Below are 21,957 nucleotides of genomic sequence, written 5' to 3' on the forward strand. Positions count from 1 at the left end.
CTCCTTCTAACTAATATTAGAAGGTGCCTTAAATATCTCTAGCCAAAGCGCTTGCACTGCGTCTCTTGCTGAAATGAGCTCGACCTCATCTTCTAAATTTATACGGGTCTTTTCAGCGCCATCCAAACGCAAACGATGTTGACGGGCCCTTAAGAAGCGGTAAGCATCTCCTACGGATTGCGCAGCCTCATGAGTAATTAAGCCAACATCACCAGCAATACGCAACAAGGCAATATTGCCCAGATTACCGATGAGCTGCGAATGCTGATGAGCAAATCCCAACACTAAAAACTGCACAATAAATTCAATATCGACCATGCCACCATCGTCGTGCTTTAAGTCAAACCCGACATTAGCATTGGGGTGGCCCGCATGCACCTTACGACGCATTTCTAGAATCTCAAGCCGCAACTGATCAATATCTCTCTGCTGGCTTAATACCCCAGAGCGAACGGAATCGAAAAACATCCCCACGCTAGGGCTACCAGCAGAAAAGCGTGCGCGAGTCAGAGCTTGGTGCTCCCAAACCCAAGCAGCGTTATCGCCTTCACGCAGTTGATATTTTTTAAAAGCCTCGACATTAGTTACCAAGAATCCAGCAGAGCCATTTGGACGAAGACGAGTATCAATTTCGAACAAGCTCCCTGTGGAGGTAAATGCTGTGAGCCAATTAATCATCCGTTTTGCTAGAAGCGCATAAATTTCTTGCGCCGCATAATCCGACTCGTCTGCCTGATATAAAAATACAATATCTAAGTCAGAGGCATATCCCAATTCCTTGCCTCCTAACTTGCCATAAGAGATGACTGCAAATGGTGGGCTAGCGTCAAGAGATAAGTCAAACTTTTTGGCCACGCTCGGCCATACGCGCTCAAAGGTAATCTGTAAAATTAAATCTGCCAAGGTAGATAAATGATCGCTTACACGCTCTACGGGTAATGCTTGCTGCACGCCAATACCCAGATCAGTCAATAGCGTAATAAAAGTTTCATTGTGATGAGTGACTCGCAAAATATCCATGGCCTGCTCCGAACCATCCCCCTCGGCCATTACGTCATCAAGCCGCATATTGAGATTAAGCCGCACCTCTGTCCAATATTTTTCTGGATCTTCGATTAATGCTCTTTCCAATTGAGCGTTTAATAAGTGATCCAATAAGTGGGGGTGACGGGTTAGATATTGAGCGCCCCACTGAGAGGCTTTCAGCAATTCCAAAATATTAGATAGGGCTTTGGGATACTCAGCCAAAATAGAAAGATAAGCGCTGCGTCTAGCAATTGCTTCTAGCAGATCAAAAAAACGTAACAGTGTTTTATCGGCATATACTGGAGAAGAGCTGTCACCCTGCAAACTCTGCGCTGCTTTACGCATTAAATTACCAAAAATTAATCGGCTTTTTTGCGGCAATAGTTTTTGTTTGGGGCCATTACTCCATGCCTGCCAGCGAATACATGAATCAGGAAATAGAGTTTGGTCTGGCGCCCAGTCCTGAGCTAAGGGTACAATCTCAAGACGCGTACTATCGTCGAGCAAAAAAGCTTTTTCAAATAGCTGAGCAACATTATTTTGATGGCGCTCTAATTCAGCCATAAAAGTAACCGTTTGGGCGTTTTGATCCTGCATTGAAATCGCTAGACGTGAGCGCGCCTCTTCATCTTCTGGTAAGTAGTGTGTTTGCTGGTCATCCCATATCTGAATACGGTGCTCTAAGCGTCGTAAGTACACATAAGCTGCCTGCAGAGATTCCACCTCGTGAGTGGGCAAGATACCGCATTGCTTAATTAACTCTAAGACCTCTAAACTTGGGCGCACTCGAAAGCGGGGGTCCGTACCACCCCGCATCAATTGAAACATTTGCGCCAGAAACTCAATCTCGCGAATTCCACCGCGCCCCAACTTAATATCTCTTGAGCGCCCCTGATGGCCTGAGGATCGCTTGTCTGCTTCCGTCTGAATCTGAGCGTGTAAATCACGGATAGAAGCAATCACACCATAGTCCAAATGACGGCGAAATACAAAAGGACGAATGAGTTGATCAAGCTCTTTTTGACAGCGCATGAAATCCGGAGATTCTGGAAGAGGAGCAATTAACCTGCCTTTAATCCAGGCATAGCGCTCCCACTCCCTACCCTGTACCAATAGATATTCTTCCAACATACCTAGACTACAGACCAAGGGCCCTGAATCGCCATTAGGGCGAAGACGCATATCCACCCTAAACACAAATCCATTGGCATCGTGTTCAGCAAGCAACTTAATTAAACGCTTGCCCATCCGAGTAAACCACTCATGATTGGATAAACTCTTAGGACCGCCAGAAGTCTCGCCCTCATGCTCATATAGAAAAATTAAATCAATATCTGACGAGAGGTTTAACTCAAGACCGCCCAATTTGCCCATTCCAACAACCATCAGGGGCATCTCGGATTGTGTTGAACTGCTCCAGGGCAAGCCAAAGCGATTTTTGAGATCCTCACGGATAAAAACAATCGAAGCAGAAACCGCTAATTGAGCAAAATGGCTTAGCGCATGTGTAACCTCTTGCAAATCGGCAAATCCATTGAGATCGCGAAACGCTACCCAAAGCATTAAACGCTGCCTAGCTAAGCGTAAATTAGACATCCACACCGCCTCATCCTGCTCAACAGCCTGAGTGTCGGGGCAGCAGTCTTGCAGCAAATCCTTAATGCCCTGAATATCGACTGTTTTCTGCCCTTGAATACGTAGCCATTCAAGCCATTCGGGGTGAGCACTTAACCAGCGTCGCGCATAAGTCGAGTGCTGCTTTAAAAAATCGATTTGTTGGGAAAAAGCATCCATTCCCCCATCTTAATCCGACCCCGAGACCCAAGCCAGAAGCTTGGCGATCAAGCTAAGCCTGAAGGATAATAGAGGCCATGCTGCAAAAGTTCATCCTGCCTCGCCTCAAGAGCGTGCTCGCTAAACGTCCTCAAGGTTCGAGTGGGGCTTGGCGTAAGCGTGCTCTGATTTTGACTGGCCTTTTAGTAGCACTTCTTGTCGTCGGGCATGTAGGAGTGCGCTTTATCCTTTGGCCGCAACTTGAGAAATCCAAAGCATCAGTTGAAAAACTGATTAGTGCTCGTATTGGTGCTGAAGTTTCGATGGACTCTCTTCAGGTTTCATGGACAGGTATTAGACCCAATTTTGAAATCGAGGGCTTGCGTTTCAATGGCCCCGATAAATCACAGCCACTCCTCTTTGTTCAAAAAATTGATGGGCAGCTCAGCTGGGCATCCTTTTATCACCTCGCACCTTTTTTTCATGAAATTAATATTACAAACGCCGAGATACATGCGCAACGTAATAAGAAAGGCATCATTGCTGTTGCCGGCATTTCAGTAGATGGAAATTCCAATGACTATTCTGCGGAGAATTGGCTCTTTGCTCAAAATGAAATTCGCATTAGCAACGTCAAGCTATTTTGGGATGATCAGCTCCAGAAGAAAGCTGTCACAACAATAGATATTCAAAGTCTTTCTCTGAGTAACGGCATTCGCAGTCACAAGGGCTCACTGAGCGCCGCTACACCATGGACCAAAGGCCCTCTGACAATTAACATTGATTTAGTACATCATATCGGTGGCCAAGCTGGCAATTGGCGCGACTGGATTGGAAATATTTCTTGGAACTTAAATGAGCTACAGCTTAGCCAAATAGCCAATGACTTCTCTCTACCGCTCAATGCACTTGAGGGAGTCCTCAATTCCAATGGAAAACTAAAAATTGATAACGGCAAGCCAGATGGTGGAGAAATTTATTTAGCTGCTGATAACCTAGTTATTCAGCTATCTAAAGATGAGGATGCGATTGCGCTTGGAAGATTAGAAACCAGCCTTGTTCAAGAAACAGACGGCGGAATGATCGCCGTCACCACGAAAAATTTTACCTGGCGCGATAGCGATAGTCCCAAATCCTCTCCACTAGAGAATTTAAGTCCAATGACATTCCGTTGGAGACCTCCTGCTGGAGGCGGAGAAATTAAAGAGTTTGGATTTTCATCGCCCAAGATATTGGTTGAAGATATTGCTTTATTTGCTCTCAACCTACCATTGTCCAAAAAAGTTCATCAATGGATTAAGGCCTCGAAAGCAGATGGAGAGTTACAAGATCTAGATATTAATTGGTCAGAAAGTAAATCGCCGTTGTCGGCACTTAAGATTCCTGGTGGCTGGTTTAAATCTAATAAATTAGACTTTACCGTGAGCGGCAAACTGATCGACTTAAGCTTTGTTGGTATCAATAAATCGATGCCGTCCGTATCAAAACTTTCAGGCTTTTTGACTGCAGATCAGAACAAGGGAAGCTTCTCGATCAAATCTAACAATCTGGAGCTTGAAGTAAATGACTTATTGGTTGACCCCAAAATCAATTTAGATCAAGCCAGCGGTCAAATCTCCTGGTCAAAACAAAAAGGGAATTGGGTTATTAATGCAAAGCAGTTGGCGCTTAGTAATCCCGAAATTTCAACAACACTTAATCTAAATTACATCGTTGGCGAGACTAAAAAGCCAGACTATATGACTTTAGATATGGACTTTGCACAAGCCAACCTCAAAACAGCCTACCGTTATTTACCAGTTGGCATGAGTAGCGACGTCAAATCCTACTTAAGTAAAGCCTTCGATGCAGGAGTGGTTCAAAAGGGAAGTCTCCATATCAAGGGTGACCCTGCTGAGGTACCGTTTCCTAAATCGAGTGCAGCAGAGTTCACCCTCAACCTACCCATCACAGACGCTACCTTTAGTCCAGTACCTACCTCGTCGCCTGCGCAAGGTGTTTGGTCCGCACTAAGCAAGGTCAATGGCGTCCTGAAGATGCAGAATGCCAACTTTACAGCGGATATTAATCAGGCGAGCTACAAGCAAGTTGCCCTTAGTAAATTCCATGCAGAAATTCCAAGTGTTAGTGCAAAGCAGTTACTACTAACAGTCAATGGAGAAGCACAAGGAGATGCCCCACAACTATTGGAGTATCTATTTTTATCTCCCGTTGGCAAAAAACAGGCTGATCTTGAGAAGAACCTGAAGATAACTGGACCTATAAACCTCAGTTTGGACTTGAAGATTCCGCTGTCAGGTAATGGAGATACGAACACCGACATTCAATTAAGTTTTCCTGGCAATAGAATTCAATGGGCTGACCTACCTCCCTTTGAGAATCTCCAGGGAAAGATGCGAATTACTGAAGTCAATCCGGAATTTGAAAACATTACCGCTAATTTCCTTGGCGGTGCTATCAAAATTTCAAGCGTTGGATCCAACCAAGGCAATCCGAGCTACGGTATCTCAGGGGATATTGCAGCCAGTTTTGTGAAGAACTACTTTGCAAAAGATACCGATGAACAAGTATTTCCGATAATGCAGGCAATGAGCGGTGTCGCTAAATATGACGGCACCATTAGCTTTAACAAAGGCAATAGCGACACCAGTCTCAAGATTGATATGCGCGACTGGGGTAGCTCTGCCCCCGCACCCGTTAAAAAACAGATTGGTACTGCATTGTCAGGCCAGCTTAATATCAAAACTTTTGCAAAAACCAAAACCAGTTCAAGCCGTCTCTCTTGGGATGGAAAGATTGGTGATAGCTATTTTGTTCAAGGTGAAACAGCAAGTAACGAAATTCTTCGTCATGCAGTTGGAATTGGAACGCCCGCTATCCCTCCTCAACAAGGTTTTCAACTGAATCTGGTAAGCAACGAACTAAATTTAGATATCTGGCAAGAATTTTTGAGTCAGTCAAACAAAAACAAATCCACAAATAGCCCTTCCTCAAACAATACCAACAGCATTCAAGTTTCAGCGCAGGTCAAACAATTAACCTTGTTTGATCGCATTTGGCAGGACTTAAATCTGGTAGCAACCAATAAAAATTCAGCCTGGCAACTGCGCTTGAGAGGCTCACCCCAGATTGCTGGCAATCTCCAATACCAACCTGGCAATCAATCTCAGTCAGACCTGATCAGTGGGCGACTTATGCGTCTCAAGGTTCCTGAGGCGATCATTGCCCCGCCACCCCTACCGACAAAGCAGACACAAAAAACCCCTGCTATTAAAAATGCGCTTGGGCCTGACTCTATACCCAATCTTGATTTAAGCATTGATGACTTTGAGTGGAATAAAGCACGGCTTGGACAGCTAAAGATTAAAACCAGCGCTAGTGGCAATGCGCTCAATATCGATTCCATTCAATTTAGCAGCCCACAAGGCAGCTCAAACATCACGGGTCGATGGGCTGGCAGCACATCCAATTCTTCAGCGCATACAAATTTAAATGTTGATTTGGATATTAAAGATGCTGGTCAGATTATTGGGCATTGGACTAACCAGAAGTCAGTAGAAGGTGGGCAAGGGAAATTAATTATCAATGCTGAGTGGGATGGGTCTCCGTTTAGCCCTAAATATGACACCCTTGCAGGCAAGGCCAATCTCAATCTAGAAAAAGGTCGTCTCATAGAAGTGAATACAGGCGGCGCAAAACTGCTCGATGTTCTGAGCTTACAAAGTTTATTTAGATTCGCCACGTTTGACCTAAAAGGAAGTCTGGGGGATATTGTTGCCAAAGGTACGCCGTTTAATACCATTGATGCCACTTTTGAAATGAATGCCGGGGTAGCTCAGGCTAAGCAATTCACGATGGGCCTAGATCAAGCAAGGGTTGCTATGTCTGGCCAAATTAATATTCCTCAACAGACACAAGATTTGCGGGTCACTATTTTCCCGACGATTGATGCTACAGCGGGCTCTTTAGCTGCATTTGCCATTAACCCCATCCTGGGGCTTGGTGCATTGGTTGGGCAGTACTTAATTACCAGTCAAATTAATCGCAATTTTCAGTCTGATTATTTGATTCAAGGATCTTGGGATAATCCAGAGGTGATCCCCCTTGATCAAAAGGGTCAGCCAATCGATAGCAAAACACTTGATACGATTCGCAGCAAGGATTTGCTAAAAGAGCAAACCAAGCCAAGCATCAACAGCACTAGCCCGCAAAATAATCCAAATAATTCAAGCAGCCCTATTAAAACCCCTAACGAACTCTAACGAATACAGCATGAGCACATCAGAAAGCGGTGCAGAAATGAAGATTGCCTCCATTCAGATGATTTCTACCCCTGATTTGCAGGAGAACTTATCTACTGCGGGCAGACTCATAGCTGCTGCTGCTGCAGATGGTGCGCAGTTGGCTGTTCTGCCGGAGTATTTTTGTTTAATGGGCCTCAAAGATACAGATAAAGTGCGTGCTCGAGAGAGCATGGGCAGCGGCCCCATTCAAGAGTATCTGTCACAGATTGCCAAAGAAAACAATCTTTATTTGGTGGCAGGCACGATCCCATTGGAGGCGAAAGATCCTAACAAGGTACTGAATACAACTCTTGTATTTGATCCTTCAGGCACTCAAATTACACGTTACGACAAAATCCATTTATTTGGATTTCAAACGGCAACAGAGCGTTATCAAGAATCGGAAACTATTGAAGCCGGCAATGAACCAGGTCTTTTGAAGATTTCAGTCGACGGAAGTGATTGGACATTTGGATTAAGCATTTGTTACGACTTACGCTTTCCAGAACTCTATCGCGCCCTTGGCCAAGTAGACTGCCATATCATCCCGGCTGCATTTACCTATACGACCGGTAAAGATCACTGGGAAATCCTATTGCGTGCGCGAGCCATTGAAAACCAATGCTATGTATTGGCATCAGCCCAAGGTGGCAAACATCAAAATCAGCGTCGCACTTGGGGCAACACTATGCTCATTGATCCCTGGGGCGATATCCTGACCAATCTACCCGAAGGGGAAGGCTTTATTTCCGGGGTCTTGTGCAAAGATAAACTAAACGAGGTACGCTCTAAGTTACCCGCACTTGCGCATCGCAAGCTTTAAAGAAAGATTCGCCCAATCACATGAATGCACCAGAAGCACTATTTCCTGCCAATTGGACCAAAGCCAAAAAGCAAGCAGACCTCATTAAATTAGCCAAATCTATTTTGCTTGAGCCAACAGGGCTATCAGAGCAAGACCTACATCACACCTTTGGTAATCTATTTACCCATCGTCTTGATGATGCAGACCTTTACTTCCAACATACTCGTAGTGAAAGCTGGAGTCTAGAAGAGGGTATTGTGAAATCAGGCAGTTTTAATATCGACCAAGGTGTTGGTGTGCGCGCCATCTATGGCGATAAGACTGCTTTTGCCTACTCCGATGAAATTAATCTAGAAGCATTGGATAAAGCAGCGAAAGCCACTCGGGTTATTGGCCCTGAGGGGGGCAAGCAAGCCGTTGCAAGCAAGCTATTTAACAATGTATCGAATAAGCTTTACTCAGACCTCAATCCCTTGGACTCATTGCAGCCGAAAGAAAAAATTGCACTGCTAGAAAGTATTGAGCGTCGCGCAAAAGCACGTGATCCACGCATCATTCAAGTTATGGCGAGTTTGGCCGGCGAGTTTGATGTCGTTTTGGTGGTTCGCGCAGACGGCCTATTAGCGGCCGATGTTCGCCCTCTAGTACGCGTTTCAGTGCACGTCATTGCAGAGCAGAACGGTCGTCGTGAGTCAGGCTCTTCTGGTGGCGGCGCACGTCATGACTACCTTTACTTCAATACCGATCTAATTAATCGTTATGTTGATGAGGCAGTTGATGGTGCTTTAGTCAATCTAGAATCTCGCCCAGCACCCGCTGGCCCAATGACAGTGGTAATGGGACCTGGTTGGCCAGGCGTTCTATTGCACGAGGCAGTAGGTCATGGTCTCGAGGGTGACTTTAATCGCAAAGGGTCTTCTGCTTTTGCTGGTCGCATTGGAGAACGAGTAGCAGCCAAGGGTGTCACGGTTGTTGATGACGGAACACTAGCTGGACGTAGAGGCTCGTTAAATATTGATGATGAAGGTACGCCCACGCAATGCACCACCTTAATTGAAGACGGTATCTTAAAAGGTTACATTCAAGACAGCCTGAATGCACGCTTGATGAAGATGCCTCTCACTGGCAATGGCCGCCGTGAAAGTTTCGCCTCTTTACCTATGCCACGCATGACCAATACCTATATGCTAGCCGGCAAAGATGATCCTCAAGAAATTGTTGCCAGCATTAAGCGCGGCTTATATGCAGTCAATTTTGGTGGCGGGCAAGTGGACATCACAAGCGGTAAATTCGTTTTTTCCGCTTCAGAGGCCTACTGGGTTGAAAACGGCAAAATCCAATATCCCGTCAAAGGCGCCACCATTATTGGTAGCGGTCCGGAGTCCCTAAAACAGGTGTCCATGATCGGAAATGACCTCAAATTAGACGGTGGCGTGGGGGTTTGCGGCAAGGAAGGGCAAAGTGTTCCAGTTGGGGTAGGTCAACCTACCCTCAGGATTGATAGCCTGACTGTTGGCGGGACTGCCTGATATCGGCTAATTACGGCTTAAAATAGCCAGATGAGCCAACAAAATACGAATCCCGCTAATTGGTACTCTGCCGTCGATAAGACTTCAGATACCGACGATCAACGCATTGACAACATTTCTGTTCTGCCTCCGCCAGAGCATTTAATTCGTTTCTTTCCAATTTCTGGAACACCAACCGAGGCATTGATCAGCAAAACTCGCAATAAAATCCGTGACATTATTCATGGCAAAGATGACCGCTTACTCGTCATCATTGGACCCTGCTCCATTCATGATCCCAAGGCAGCACTGGAATATTGCCAGCGACTTTTAGTAGAGCGTGAACGTTTTTCTGGCGAACTAGAAATTGTGATGCGTGTGTATTTTGAAAAACCACGCACCACCGTTGGCTGGAAAGGGTTGATCAACGACCCTTACCTTGATGAAAGTTATCGTATCGAAGAAGGTCTTCGTCTTGCTCGTCAAGTGTTAATGGAAATTAATCGTCTCGGTATGCCGGCCGGTAGTGAATTTTTGGATGTTATTTCCCCGCAATACATTGCTGACCTAATTTCTTGGGGAGCTATTGGCGCTCGCACTACTGAGAGCCAAGTTCATCGCGAACTCGCGTCCGGTCTCTCTGCTCCTATCGGATTTAAAAATGGTACTGATGGCAATATCAAAATTGCAACTGACGCCATTCAAGCAGCGGGGCGTCCACATCACTTCTTATCCGTTCATAAGAATGGTCAAGTATCTGTTGTAGAAACCAAAGGCAATAAAGACTGTCATGTGATTTTGCGTGGGGGCAAAGAGCCAAATTACGAAGAAAAGTTTGTTCAGGCCGCATGCGCTGAGCTAGAAGCAGCCAAGCTTCCAGCCAGTTTGATGGTTGACTTGTCACATGCTAATTCAAGCAAAAAACATGAGCGTCAGATTGTCGTTGCCGATGATGTGGCGCAGCAAATGGAATCTGGATCTCATCAGATTTTTGGCGTCATGATTGAAAGTCACTTGAATGATGGTGCTCAGAAATTCACCCCAGGAAAAGATGATCCAAGCAAACTGGAATACGGCAGGAGTATTACGGATGCCTGTATTAACTGGGATGATTCTGTGAAGGTTCTAGAGCGTCTTGCTAATGCTGTTAAGAAACGTAGAGCCCAGAAAAAGTAATGCAGGAGTAAAATCTAAGTAGCAGGCATTAAACACTGCAGCTAAAAGAGACTAATTTATTTAGTCTCTTTTTTTTCGTGTTTCCAAAGTACATCAGAACCACCAGCAGCGCGATTCAGGATGCGCGAAAGCACAAAAAGTAAATCAGACAAACGATTAACGTATTGGCGAGGAGAGTCATACAAAGGCTCTTCCCAGCCTAAGCGCACAATTGAACGCTCTGCTCTACGACAAACGGTACGACACACGTGTGCCTGTGCTGCAGCCCGAGTTCCGCCAGGAAGGATAAATTCCGTTAATGGGGGTAGTTGCGCATTGTATTTTTCAAGCCAAAGGTCCAATTGCGCTACATGGTCGGGATTCAGTAGCTTGTAATTGGGGATACAAAGCTCGCCACCCAAATCAAATAAATCATGCTGCACCTGCAGAAAAAGCTCATGCAATTCGGCAGCAATGGTGGCAGGGATGTCTTCGGTCATCAAAACACCGATTTCTGAGTTCAGCTCATCAATATCACCCATAGCGCAGATCCGCAGGTGATCCTTCTCTACGCGACTCCCGTCACCTAAGCCCGTCATCCCTGCATCACCGGTTCTAGTGGCGATTTTTGATAGTCGATTTCCCATAAACCTAATTATAGGTAAATGGCTAAAATGAGTCCTATGAATATGGTGACCCCACCCCCTGAATTAGCCGCTATTAGCGCCCTTCAATCCAAATTGGTTGCAGCATTGCGCCCAATCGTCCCGGAACACGCCCTTCTATGGGAGCCAGAAGACACCATTCCTTATGAATGTGATGGTCTGGCAGCCTATCGACGGATGCCTTTGGCTGTGGCTCTACCCGAAACAGAAGAGCAAGTTGCTCAAATTTTGAGGATTTGCTACGCCATGCAGATTCCTGTGGTGCCTCGTGGGTCAGGAACAGGTCTTTCTGGTGGCGCAATGCCTCTCTCTCAGGGACTAGTTCTGTCATTAGCTAAGCTCAAGAAAATTATCAGCATTGATCCATTTACTCGCACTGCAGTAGTTCAACCTGGCGTGCGCAATCTCGCGATCTCTGAAGCGGTTGCGCATCTTGGTTTGTATTACGCGCCCGATCCCTCCTCACAGATTGCCTGCTCCATTGGCGGCAACGTCAACGAAAACTCTGGCGGTGTGCACTGCTTAAAATACGGCCTGACTTTGCACAACGTTCTGCGTGTACGTGGAATACTGATGAACGGTGAGATTGTTGAATTTGGCGGCTTAGCGCCAGATGCTCCTGGACTCGACTTACTAGCAATCATGATGGGTAGCGAAGGCATGCTCGCAGTGGTTACTGAAGTCACTGTCAAATTAGTGGCTAAGCCAAAATTGGCTCGTGTGATCATGGCTAGTTTTGATGATATTGAAAAAGGTGGTAACGCAGTTGCTGCCATTATTGCTGCCGGTATTATTCCTGCTGGTTTAGAGATGATGGATAAAGCTACCACGCGTGCTGTAGAAGAATTTGTGCATGCTGGCTACGACTTAGAGGCGGCAGCCATTTTGCTTTGTGAATCTGACGGCACGCCGGAAGAAGTCGCAGAAGAAATTGAGCGCATGACTAAGGTGCTTCAAGATTCTGGTGCAAGCGGTATTCAGATTTCAAAAGATGAAAGCGAACGCTTAAAGTTTTGGAGCGGACGTAAAAATGCTTTCCCGGCAGCAGGACGTTTAGCTGCTGATTACTACTGCATGGATGGAACCATACCCCGCCGCCACATTGCCACACTACTGAAGCGTATTCAGGGAATGGAAGAAAAGTATGGCCTTGGTTGCTTAAACGTCTTTCATGCAGGCGATGGCAATATGCATCCATTAATTTTATTCAATGGTGCTGATCAAGATGAATGGCACCGCGCGGAAGAATTCGGCACTGAAATTTTAGAAGCGTGTGTAGAGCTTGGTGGCACGATCACTGGTGAGCACGGTGTTGGTATTGAAAAAATTAATTCGATGTGTGTGCAGTTTGGCGAAGGTGAGCGCGAATCTTTCTGGGGTGTGAAGAGCGCCTTTGATCCAGAAAAGTTACTCAATCCAGATAAAGCCATCCCAACCTTGAGTCGCTGCGCAGAATATGGTCGTATGCGCATTAGTGGCGGCCAATTGCCTCACCCAGAATTGGAGCGCTTTTAATGAGTAAGCCTCATCCGCAAATCGATGCATTTCGTGAGCAAATTCTCAATGCAGCGAAGAATAAAACAGCGCTTTCGATTGAAGGTGGCGGTACCAAGTCCTGGTATGGAAATCCAAATGGCTATACCAAGCTAGACACACGCTCATACTCGGGCATATTGGAATACCAACCAGAAGAGCTAGTCATTACTGCTTGCGCTGGTACTCCACTAAAGGAAATTGAAGCTGCCCTTAAAGAAAAGAATCAGGTTCTCGCTTTTGAGCCACCCCACTTTGGTGAGAATGCAACCTTTGGTGGCGCCATTGCCGCAGGACTCGCTGGTCCAGGACGCATCACAGTAGGCAATTTCCGCGACTTTGTTCTAGGCGCTCGCATCCTCGATGGCAAAGGTCAGGATCTTTCCTTTGGCGGTAAGGTGATGAAGAACGTGGCTGGATATGATGTCTCTCGTTTATTACCCGGTTCTTTAGGAACACTTGCACTTTTACTGGAAGCCTCGGTCAAGGTACTGCCTAAGCCTGCTGCGACCACAACCTTACGTTGTCAGATCTCCCAAGAGAATGCCCTTAAAGTATTAAACGAATGGGCTGGTCAGCCACTCCCATTGTCAGCAAGCTGCTGGATTGGTTCGGCCAAAGGTGGTGTTGGAGAATTGACTTTCCGCCTCGCAGCTGCCGCAGCAGCTGTGAAAGCTGCTGTTCCGCTGATGAGCTCTTTGGTAAATGCCACAGAAATTAATAGTGAAGATGCAGAAAATTTCTGGAGTGATCTGCGTGAGCAAAAACATTCTATGTTTGCCAATCTTGGTGCAGATCAAACACTTTATCGCTTAGCGCTGCCAGCAGCATGTGGGCCTATTAGCATTGAAGGCGCTGCCAAAGAAATTATTTTGGAGTGGCATGGCCAACAACGCTGGGTTAAAGCATCTGGCGATGAAGCTACCTTCAAGGCGATTAAGGAATTAGCTAGCGCTCATGGAGGGCATGCAACTCGCTTCAAACAGGGTGCAAATATAGACCCTGGCTATCAGCGCTTTACTTTGTTATCAGAGCAAGCCCATTCCAAAGCCCTTGAGGCAGTGCAGGAGCGCCTCAGATCCGCCTTTGATCCCGCAGGTGTATTCGCCACTAAACGTCTTCCATAAGTCTTAATATGCAAACTCAACTCGCCCCCCAATTTGCCAATACGCCAGAAGGTATCGAGGCTGCTCATATTTTGGGCAAATGTGTTCACTGCGGCTTTTGTACTGCTACATGCCCCACCTATCAACTTCTCGGCGATGAACTAGATGGTCCTAGAGGACGAATCTATCTCATTAAACAAATGGCCGAGGGTCAAGCGCCTACTGAAAAAACTCGATTACATTTAGACCGCTGCCTAACCTGTCGTAATTGCGAAAGCACCTGCCCGAGTGGCGTGCAATACGGAAACTTAGTTGATATTGGTCGCAAGTGGGCAGAAGAAAATACGCCTGAGCGTCCAATCGGTCAGCGCCTAACGCGCTGGGCCCTAAAAGAAGGTTTGACTAAACCCGCTTTATTTAATTCAGCGATGGCTTTGGGTCGTCTAGTACGTCCATTAATGCCTAGTGGTATTCAACGCAAGATTCCACTGACTGTTAATAAAGCCTTAGCCAATTCTACTGATGCCTATGCAAGGCCGTCTACAGCACATCAGCGCAAAATGGTCTTGCTTGAAGGTTGCGTTCAACCCGGCATGCTCCCAAATATCAATTCAGCTACAGCGCGTGTGCTCAATGCCTTAAAGATTCAAATGATTAGTGCGCCCAATGCTACTTGCTGTGGAGCACTCCGCTATCACCTTAATGATCAACCTGGTGGCTTGGACAACGCTAAGCAAAATATCGATGCGTGGTGGCCATTAGTGGAAAGTGGCGTAGAAGCTATTGTAATGACAGCATCTGGCTGTGGCGTAATGGTCAAAGACTATGGTCACCTCTTTGCAAATGATCCAGTCTACTCAGCTAAAGCGAAGAAGATTTCTGAACTCACAAAAGATATTTCTGAAATACTGCCTTCCCTACAAAATGAGCTAGTACAACTCATAGGCACGGATACAAAGCCTGGTGTGGTGTATCACCCGCCGTGCACACTACAACATGGTCAGCAAATTCGCGGCAAGGTTGAGGGGTTGCTTTCTAGTCTTGGGATTAGTGTGCGTTTATGCGCAGATAGCCATCTTTGCTGTGGCTCTGCTGGCACTTATTCAGTGACTCAGCCAGAACTATCTGAGCAACTCCGAAAAAATAAGTTAACCCACCTCAATGCTGCATGCGAAGAATCTGGGGCAGAAGTGATTGTCTCTGGAAATATTGGCTGCATTACCCATCTGCAACAAGATGACACACCAGTAGTCCATTGGATCGAAATCGTAGATCAGCTACTTAGCAAATCTTCTAAGGCCTTATGAATTCCATTGTTGTAAATCTGACGCATGTCAGGGCAAGAATTGAACTTGCTGCTTTAGCAGCAAAGCGAGAGCCTGAAGAAATTGAACTCCTGGCGGTTAGTAAAACGTTTCCGGCTTCAGCGGTTGAGGAAGCGATGCATGCTGGTCAATCCGCCTTTGGTGAGAACTATGTGCAAGAGGCTGTTGAAAAAATTGAGAAGCTTGCCAAATTACGCCCTTGGTTAACTTGGCATTTTATTGGTCCTTTGCAGAGCAATAAAACCAGGGAAGTGGCGCAGCACTTTGATTGGGTCCATAGCGTGGATCGCCTCAAAATTGCAGAACGTCTATCTTCTCAAAGAGGTGAATTTCCAGAGCTACCACCACTGATGGTTTGTGTACAAGTCAATGTAAGCGGGGAAGACAGTAAAAGTGGTGTTTCACTGGCGGAAGTTGAAGCCCTTTGCAACGCCATTACCGCTTTACCCAACTTGGTTCTCAGGGGTCTTATGGCTATTCCAGAACCGAGTCCTGATCCAATTTCACAGCGTCAGGCTTTTGCGGCCGTAAGAGAGTGTTTTCAGAAGATCCAAGCAACCCATTCCGTCGAACTGGGTTACCAATACTTTGACACCCTATCGATGGGCATGTCAGATGATTTAGAGGCTGCCATAGCTGAAGGTAGCTCGATAGTTCGCATAGGTTCAGCCATTTTTGGGAAGCGCGATAAGATTAGCAAATGAGCACAAACAAAACCTCACAAGATAATAGCAACGCCCACATTACATTTATTGGTGGTGGAAATATGGGGCGCGCGCTCATTAGCGGCCTCCTTGCAAGCGGATTTGAATCGAATCAAATCTCTGTTGTAGAGGCGAATGCCGCAACTGCTCTCAAGTTACATGAAGATTTCGGTGTTCAAGGAATTGGCGCATTAGAACAAATCGCCTTTGATTTCTCTAAAAATAATGTGCTTGTTATGGCAATCAAGCCTCAAGATTTCAATGTAGTTGCCAAAGGGTTGGCAACAAAACTAAAGCATGCTAGCGCGCCCGGCCCACTGATTCTTAGCATTGCAGCAGGCATTCGCTTAAAAGATATGAGCCGCTGGCTCGATCACACGCGTTGCGTACGCGCTATGCCAAATACTCCTGCTTTAATTGGCAAAGGCATCACCGGTTTGTTTGCAGATGCTGCTGTGGATCAATCTGACCGCTCCCTAGCTGAAACCATTTGCAATGCCGTTGGACAAGCTGTTTGGGTAAAAGAAGAAAAGCTGATGGATGCAGTGACCGCTGTTTCTGGCAGTGGCCCTGCCTACGTCTTTGCATTTCTTGAAGCAATGCAATCTGCGGGTGAAAAACTAGGTCTTGATACTGAGACGGCGCGAAAGCTAGCTTACGCAACTCTCGAGGGTGCTACACAGCTAGCCCATAACTCCGATGAACATGCGGGCGTATTGCGTGAGAGAGTTACCTCCAAGGGTGGCACTACTGCAGCAGCTTTGGAGGTAATGAAGCAGCAGGGCTGGCACGAGATATTAGAAAAAGCGATTGATGCAGCAAGTCAACGCGGCAAAGCCATGGGTGATGAGTTAGGTCAGAGCTAATTAAGACTTAATCCCAACATAATCCCAAGAAATAAAAATCCGCCTAGCCAGTTGTTATGGCGAAATGCCTTAAAGCAACTCTCTCTATTGCGAGTAGACACCAACTTTAGGTGATAGAGGGCACAAGCTAATGCTGCAAACCAGCCCAACAAAAAATAATTGCTTAAGCTGGCCAATTGCGCCACCCACAATTGACTAATAAATAGCGCTCCATAGCTCATTGCAATGGCGATGACATCATACCGACCAAACGTAATGGCAGATGTTCTCAACCCTAAGCGCAAGTCATCATCGCGATCGACCATGGCATAAGCAGTGTCATAGGCAATCGCCCAAAAGATATTTCCAATAAATAGGATCCAAGCCTCTAGGGGAATGAAATCCAAAATAGCTGCATATGCCATCGGGATACCAAAGCCAAAGGCAATCCCCAGGATGGCTTGTGGCATAGCAAAGAAGCGTTTAGTAAAGGGATAGATGAAGGCAACTAGCAAAGCCAATACTGATAATTGCTTTGTAAATACATTCAAGGGTTGAATAAGCAAGAAGGCAAGAAAGGCCAATACGCCAGCAACAGCTACCGCCTCTTTACCCGAAATTTTGCCGCTAGTCACTGGACGACTTTGTGTTCTTTTGACATGACGATCAAAGTCGCGATCGGCATAGTCATTGATTGCACAACCTGCACTACGCATCAAAAAAGTACCGACAGTAAAGATCAGCAAAATAGATACATCAGGCACTCCACTGCTTGCCAGCCAGAGAGCCCAAAGAGTAGGCCACAGCAGTAATAGAGTGCCGATAGGCTTATCCAACCTAATAAGGTAGGCATAAGAAATGAACCGCTCTCTTAAATTCATGAGGTAATTATCAAGCCTTTAAAAATTCCGCACGAGATCCGAGCCAACGCTCTAAATGTCGCTCCACCAAATCCGCATGCTCAACAAGTAAGCGCTCTGCTGCCTGCTGGGCTAACTCGATCAACCAAGCGTCGCGTTGTAAATCTACAAAACGCAGCATGGCATCACCAGATTGTTTGGCACCAAGTAATTCACCAGGACCACGTAGTGACAAGTCTCTTTCAGCTATTACAAATCCATCCGATGTTTCACGCAAGGTTTGTAAACGCTCTTTAGCAGCCATTGAAAGCGGCTCGGCATACATCAGAATACAAACTGAATCCGCAGAACCCCTACCCACACGCCCACGCAGCTGATGAATCTGAGCATAGCCAAAACGCTCGGCGTGCTCAATCACCATCAGTGCTGCATTGGGGACATCAACTCCAACCTCTATTACCGTAGTTGCTACCAAAAGCTGAATTTCATTTGCTTTAAAGGCAGCCATAACAGCCGCTTTTTCCTCCGCCTTTAGTCTGCCATGCACTAAGCCAACCTTAAAGCCAGGTAGAGCCTGCGTGAGCTGCTCAAAACTCTCAACTGCGGTTTGCAATTGCAGTACCTCCGACTCTTCAATGAGAGGACATACCCAATATGCTTGCAGCCCTTTTGATAGCCAACTTTGTAAACCGCCAATAACTTCATCACGGCGACTGGCTTTAACAACTTTAGTGGCAATGGGCTTTCTTCCGGGAGGTAATTCATCAATCACAGAAACATCTAAGTCAGCGTAATAGGTCATCGCTAGCGTACGAGGAATAGGAGTAGCGGACATCATCAACTGATGACAGTAAAACAATTCTGAGCCAACACGCTGCTGAATTTCTAAACGCTGTCTCACACCAAAGCGATGTTGCTCATCAATTACCGCTAAGCCCAATTTAGCAAAACTCACCTTCTCTTGAATGAGGGCATGCGTACCAATGATCAGTTGGGCTTTGCCATTTTCGATTGCCTCTTGCGCCAGTCTTTTTTCTTTCGCTTTCAGGCTGCCAGATAGCCAGGCGATCTCGACGCCTAGCGGCTCAAACCATTCTTTCATTTTGAGATAATGCTGCTCAGCCAATATCTCAGTAGGGGCCATTATGGCGGCTTGATAACCATGATCCATTACCCGCGCCGCAGCTAAGGCCGCTACTACAGTCTTACCACTACCCACGTCCCCCTGCAAAAGGCGGTTCATTGGAAAAGATTTCGAGAGGTCATGACTAATTTCTGACCAAACACGTTCTTGTGCGCTGGTTAATTTAAAGGGCAAAACCTTCAACAAACCCTCTTCAACACTTTGCTTTTTATTTTTCTCTTTATTCTCGTCCTGTATTTTTTCAAAGCTTGGCGCATGCCGCTCTCGACGAATCGCATGCGCTCTCTTTAAAGAGATTTGCTGCGCAAGGAGCTCTTCAAATTGAACCCGACGCCACGCAGGGTGAGTTCGCTCTAGTAACGACTCAGTATTAGCATCTGCAGGCGGTTGATGTAAGTAGGTAATCGCTGCTTGTAAATTTGGCCAGTCATTGCTTGGCAATAACTCCCCCATCAATTTTTTAGGCAAGAACTCCGCCAAGCTATCTTGCAGACTTGGGTCGTGCAAAGCTTTTGTCACCGCTTTACGAATAATGGTTTGTGATACACCAACGCTTGCCGGGTACACAGGAGTCAAGCTAGCCGGTAAAGGAGCTTCTGGAGCTACAGCTCGCACAGTAGGATGCACCATTTCTGATCCTTGGAAACCCTCTCGTACCTCACCTCGCACTCGAACATGGGTCCCTACCGCCATCTGCTTTTGCTGACTTGGATAGAAATTGAGAAAACGTAGATTTAAGGTTTCAGTCTCATCCTCAATAGTGACGATCATCTGTCTTCTCGGCCGGAACAAGACCTGATTGCGGATGACTACCCCCTGGGTCTGGGCTGAGTTAAATCTACCCTGGGCAATCGCTTCCTCGATGGTAAGTAGCTCAGTCTCATCCTCATAACGGGATGGCAAGTGCAAAGCAAGGGCCATAGGGCTGTCTAAACCCATCTTTTGGAGTGTGCTTGGCGCTTGTTTAGTAGTCATCGTTAAAATCTAATACCTGATGGTAATGCTATGCAACTTGCTGACTTCAATTACGAACTTCCTGCCGAACTAATCGCCCAGCATCCCTTGGCGAATAGAACCGATAGCCGCCTCTTAGAGGTCAAGGCTGATGGGCCAAATCACGTCCAATTAGTAGATCGACAGTTTAAGGACATTCTGAGCATTGTTCAGGCTGGGGACTTATTTGTCTTTAACGATACTAAGGTTATTCCTGCGAGACTACACGGCAAAAAAGAGACTGGCGGGAATGTTGAATTACTCATTGAACGCATTAGCGGAGAAAAACAGGCTTGGGTACAAATTAGAGCCTCTAAGGTACCTAAAACTGGAACCCTTGTTCATATCCACAATCAGGCTGGCGAAACCTTCCCTGTCGAGATGATTGGATATGACGGACGTTTTTACGAGGTTCGTTTCCCTGACAATGTCTTTTCATTGCTTGAGCGCTTTGGTGAGCTACCTCTTCCTCCCTATATCGAGCATCAACCCGATGGTGAAGATGCCCAGCGATATCAAACAGTAGTCGCCAAAAATCCGGGTGCGGTAGCTGCCCCCACAGCGGGCTTGCATTTTGATGAACCCATTTTGCAAAGGCTAAAAGAGTTAGGCGTCAGTCAAGCAACGGTCACCCTGCATGTCGGTGCAGGAACATTTACGCCGGTACGTGAAGAAGATCTCTCAAAACATAAGATGCACTACGAGTGGTACTCCATTCCCAATGAAACCTTAGAAGCAATAGCGGCTACCAAGAAAAATGGGGGGAGAGTCATTGCGGTAGGCACTACAAGTCTGCGCGCCCTAGAGAGCCAGGCAGCCAGCGGGCAAAGCAGCGGCGAGACCAATCTCTTTATTACCCCAGGATATCAATTTAAAACCGTTGATTGCTTGTTAACAAACTTTCATCTGCCAAAATCTACTTTATTAATGTTGGTGAGCGCTTTTGCAGGAATGAATAATATTCGCGCCGCTTATCAACATGCCATTCATCAGAAGTATCGTTTCTTCAGCTATGGAGATGCGATGTTTCTTTGTCGACTCGAGAATACAAAGCCATGACCAAACCTGTTCACTTCAATATCCTGGCACGCGACTCGCAAAGCCCCGCCCGTCTTGGTCAGCTTGATCTTCCACACGGAAGTGTGCAAACGCCTATTTTTATGCCAGTGGGAACCTATGGCACCGTGAAAGCCATGACGCCTCGTGATTTGAATGAGGCGAAGGCGCAAATTATTTTAGGCAACACATTTCATCTCTGGTTACGACCAGGATTGGACGTCATCAAAAAACATGGCGGCCTCCATCGGTTCATGGGTTGGGACAAACCCATTCTTACTGACTCAGGTGGCTTTCAGGTATTTAGCTTAGGGGCATTACGTAAGATCTCCGAAGAGGGCGTGACTTTTGCTTCACCGATTAATGGCGATAAATTATTTATGTCGCCAGAAGTTTCGATGGAAATTCAGGCGGTACTCAATAGTGATATTGCGATGCAATTTGATGAATGCACTCCATACGAAATCAAAGGTCAGCCCACTTCTGAAAAAACAGCTCGCGCCTCATTAGAGATGTCCTTGCGGTGGGGTGATCGCTCCCTCAAACGTTTTCGTGAATTGAATACTGGCAACAGACTCTTTGGCATCGTTCAAGGTGGCATGTTTGAGAGTCTCCGTGAATTTTCTTTGGATGCTGTTAGTCAGCAAGGTTTTGATGGGATTGCCATTGGGGGACTCTCAGTTGGCGAACCAAAACCAGAGTTTGAGCGCATTCTGAACTTCACCGCTCCAAAGTTGCCAGAACATATGCCTCATTATTTAATGGGCGTTGGCACACCAGAAGACCTGATTTTGGGCGTTAGTCTTGGTATTGATATGTTTGACTGCGTTATGCCTACTCGCAATGCCCGTAATGGCTGGCTCTTTACACGGTTTGGCGACCTGAAGCTGCGTAACTCGGGGTACAAGGACGATGATCGCCCTGTAGACCCTACCTGCGCCTGCTATACCTGCCAAAACTTCACCAGATCCTATCTAAATCACCTCCAAAAGGCCAATGAGATCCTGGGTTCGCAACTCAATACCATCCACAACCTATCCTACTATCTCCAACTCATGACGGAGGTGCGGGAAGCCCTTGGCAAGGACCGATTTAGCGCTTATCGCGAGGAATTTCATAGTAATCGCCAACGTGGCGTTGAGCCCGGACAAGACTAATAGCCCCACGGGGGGCAAA

The 21,957-nt window shown here is 46.4% G+C and carries 15 protein-coding genes; 11 read left to right on the forward strand and 4 right to left on the reverse strand.

Annotated features, from left to right (window positions below):
* Window positions 1-6 precede the first annotated feature (6 nt).
* Window positions 7-2,820: a bifunctional [glutamate--ammonia ligase]-adenylyl-L-tyrosine phosphorylase/[glutamate--ammonia-ligase] adenylyltransferase gene (glnE, locus tag ICN36_RS00125; RefSeq protein ID WP_216226425.1), complete on the reverse strand. Its 2,814-nt coding sequence runs from the start codon at window positions 2,818-2,820 to the stop codon at window positions 7-9.
* A 77-nt stretch (window positions 2,821-2,897) separates the two neighbouring features.
* Between glnE and ICN36_RS00130 the strand changes: the two genes are divergently transcribed.
* Genes ICN36_RS00130 through ICN36_RS00145 form a run of 4 tightly spaced genes read left to right on the forward strand, consistent with a single transcriptional unit; the run spans window position 2,898 to window position 10,571 of the window.
* Window positions 2,898-7,061, forward strand: a complete 4,164-nt coding sequence (locus ICN36_RS00130) for a YhdP family protein (RefSeq protein ID WP_216226426.1) — start codon at window positions 2,898-2,900, stop codon at window positions 7,059-7,061.
* Window positions 7,062-7,071: 10 nt separating this feature from the next.
* Complete coding sequence (locus tag ICN36_RS00135) at window positions 7,072-7,905, forward strand: carbon-nitrogen hydrolase family protein (protein WP_216226427.1); 834 nt, start codon at window positions 7,072-7,074, stop codon at window positions 7,903-7,905.
* A gap of 20 nt (window positions 7,906-7,925) precedes the next feature.
* Window positions 7,926-9,416, forward strand: a complete 1,491-nt coding sequence (gene tldD / locus ICN36_RS00140) for a metalloprotease TldD (RefSeq protein WP_255531178.1) — start codon at window positions 7,926-7,928, stop codon at window positions 9,414-9,416.
* 30 nt (window positions 9,417-9,446) lie between these two features.
* Window positions 9,447-10,571 (forward strand): 3-deoxy-7-phosphoheptulonate synthase, encoded by a 1,125-nt coding sequence (locus ICN36_RS00145; RefSeq protein ID WP_216226428.1) that lies wholly within the window; start codon window positions 9,447-9,449, stop codon window positions 10,569-10,571.
* A gap of 56 nt (window positions 10,572-10,627) precedes the next feature.
* Here the strand turns inward: ICN36_RS00145 and ICN36_RS00150 are convergent, their stop codons facing one another.
* Window positions 10,628-11,197, reverse strand: coding sequence for a cob(I)yrinic acid a,c-diamide adenosyltransferase (locus ICN36_RS00150; RefSeq protein WP_216226429.1), 570 nt, complete (start codon window positions 11,195-11,197; stop codon window positions 10,628-10,630).
* Between the two features lie 27 nt (window positions 11,198-11,224).
* Here ICN36_RS00150 and ICN36_RS00155 point away from each other — a divergent pair, with 27 nt between their 5' ends.
* The 5 genes from ICN36_RS00155 to proC are packed head-to-tail and all read left to right on the forward strand — an operon-like array spanning window position 11,225 to window position 16,749.
* Window positions 11,225-12,730 (forward strand): FAD-linked oxidase C-terminal domain-containing protein, encoded by a 1,506-nt coding sequence (locus ICN36_RS00155; RefSeq protein ID WP_370623361.1) that lies wholly within the window; start codon window positions 11,225-11,227, stop codon window positions 12,728-12,730.
* Window positions 12,730-13,875, forward strand: coding sequence for a glycolate oxidase subunit GlcE (gene glcE / locus ICN36_RS00160; RefSeq protein ID WP_216226430.1), 1,146 nt, complete (start codon window positions 12,730-12,732; stop codon window positions 13,873-13,875). The genes ICN36_RS00155 and glcE overlap by 1 nt, the downstream gene beginning before the upstream one ends.
* 8 nt (window positions 13,876-13,883) lie before the next feature.
* Window positions 13,884-15,161 (forward strand): glycolate oxidase subunit GlcF, encoded by a 1,278-nt coding sequence (gene glcF, locus ICN36_RS00165; RefSeq protein WP_216226431.1) that lies wholly within the window; start codon window positions 13,884-13,886, stop codon window positions 15,159-15,161.
* A complete protein-coding gene (locus tag ICN36_RS00170; protein WP_216226432.1) occupies window positions 15,158-15,883 on the forward strand; it encodes a YggS family pyridoxal phosphate-dependent enzyme in 726 nt (241 codons plus the stop codon). Before glcF ends, ICN36_RS00170 begins: the two co-directional genes overlap by 4 nt.
* The gene (gene proC, locus ICN36_RS00175) at window positions 15,880-16,749 is read left to right on the forward strand and encodes a pyrroline-5-carboxylate reductase (protein WP_216226433.1); all 870 of its coding nucleotides are present in this window, start codon (window positions 15,880-15,882) and stop codon (window positions 16,747-16,749) included. The genes ICN36_RS00170 and proC overlap by 4 nt, the downstream gene beginning before the upstream one ends.
* On the opposite strand, the gene ubiA is transcribed toward proC, so the two are convergent.
* Together ubiA and recG are read right to left on the reverse strand one after the other, a co-directional pair.
* Window positions 16,746-17,609: a 4-hydroxybenzoate octaprenyltransferase gene (gene ubiA / locus ICN36_RS00180; protein WP_216226434.1), complete on the reverse strand. Its 864-nt coding sequence runs from the start codon at window positions 17,607-17,609 to the stop codon at window positions 16,746-16,748. The genes proC and ubiA overlap by 4 nt on opposite strands.
* A gap of 10 nt (window positions 17,610-17,619) precedes the next feature.
* Complete coding sequence (gene recG / locus ICN36_RS00185; RefSeq protein WP_216226435.1) at window positions 17,620-19,707, reverse strand: ATP-dependent DNA helicase RecG; 2,088 nt, start codon at window positions 19,705-19,707, stop codon at window positions 17,620-17,622.
* Between the two features lie 30 nt (window positions 19,708-19,737).
* Here recG and queA point away from each other — a divergent pair, with 30 nt between their 5' ends.
* Window positions 19,738-20,784, forward strand: coding sequence for a tRNA preQ1(34) S-adenosylmethionine ribosyltransferase-isomerase QueA (queA, locus tag ICN36_RS00190; protein ID WP_216226436.1), 1,047 nt, complete (start codon window positions 19,738-19,740; stop codon window positions 20,782-20,784).
* Window positions 20,781-21,938 (forward strand): tRNA guanosine(34) transglycosylase Tgt, encoded by a 1,158-nt coding sequence (gene tgt, locus ICN36_RS00195; protein ID WP_216226437.1) that lies wholly within the window; start codon window positions 20,781-20,783, stop codon window positions 21,936-21,938. Before queA ends, tgt begins: the two co-directional genes overlap by 4 nt.
* Window positions 21,939-21,957: the final 19 nt, after the last annotated feature.

It is taken from the genome of Polynucleobacter sp. UK-Gri1-W3 (genome assembly GCF_018881595.1).
Lineage (GTDB): Bacteria > Pseudomonadota > Gammaproteobacteria > Burkholderiales > Burkholderiaceae > Polynucleobacter.

Bases quoted from the DNA above. Each gene is read 5' to 3' on its own strand.
- ubiA (WP_216226434.1), bottom strand. From the start codon at position 17,609: ATGAATTTAAGAGAGCGGTTCATTTCTTATGCCTACCTTATTAGGTTG.
- ICN36_RS00170 (WP_216226432.1), top strand. From the start codon at position 15,158: ATGAATTCCATTGTTGTAAATCTGACGCATGTCAGGGCAAGAATTGAA.
- ICN36_RS00150 (WP_216226429.1), bottom strand. From the start codon at position 11,197: ATGGGAAATCGACTATCAAAAATCGCCACTAGAACCGGTGATGCAGGG.
- queA (WP_216226436.1), top strand. From the start codon at position 19,738: ATGCAACTTGCTGACTTCAATTACGAACTTCCTGCCGAACTAATCGCC.
- ICN36_RS00130 (WP_216226426.1), top strand. From the start codon at position 2,898: ATGCTGCAAAAGTTCATCCTGCCTCGCCTCAAGAGCGTGCTCGCTAAA.
- ICN36_RS00135 (WP_216226427.1), top strand. From the start codon at position 7,072: ATGAGCACATCAGAAAGCGGTGCAGAAATGAAGATTGCCTCCATTCAG.
- ICN36_RS00145 (WP_216226428.1), top strand. From the start codon at position 9,447: ATGAGCCAACAAAATACGAATCCCGCTAATTGGTACTCTGCCGTCGAT.
- tgt (WP_216226437.1), top strand. From the start codon at position 20,781: ATGACCAAACCTGTTCACTTCAATATCCTGGCACGCGACTCGCAAAGC.
- recG (WP_216226435.1), bottom strand. From the start codon at position 19,707: ATGACTACTAAACAAGCGCCAAGCACACTCCAAAAGATGGGTTTAGAC.
- glnE (WP_216226425.1), bottom strand. From the start codon at position 2,820: ATGGATGCTTTTTCCCAACAAATCGATTTTTTAAAGCAGCACTCGACT.
- ICN36_RS00155 (WP_370623361.1), top strand. From the start codon at position 11,225: ATGAGTCCTATGAATATGGTGACCCCACCCCCTGAATTAGCCGCTATT.
- tldD (WP_255531178.1), top strand. From the start codon at position 7,926: ATGAATGCACCAGAAGCACTATTTCCTGCCAATTGGACCAAAGCCAAA.
- glcE (WP_216226430.1), top strand. From the start codon at position 12,730: ATGAGTAAGCCTCATCCGCAAATCGATGCATTTCGTGAGCAAATTCTC.
- glcF (WP_216226431.1), top strand. From the start codon at position 13,884: ATGCAAACTCAACTCGCCCCCCAATTTGCCAATACGCCAGAAGGTATC.
- proC (WP_216226433.1), top strand. From the start codon at position 15,880: ATGAGCACAAACAAAACCTCACAAGATAATAGCAACGCCCACATTACA.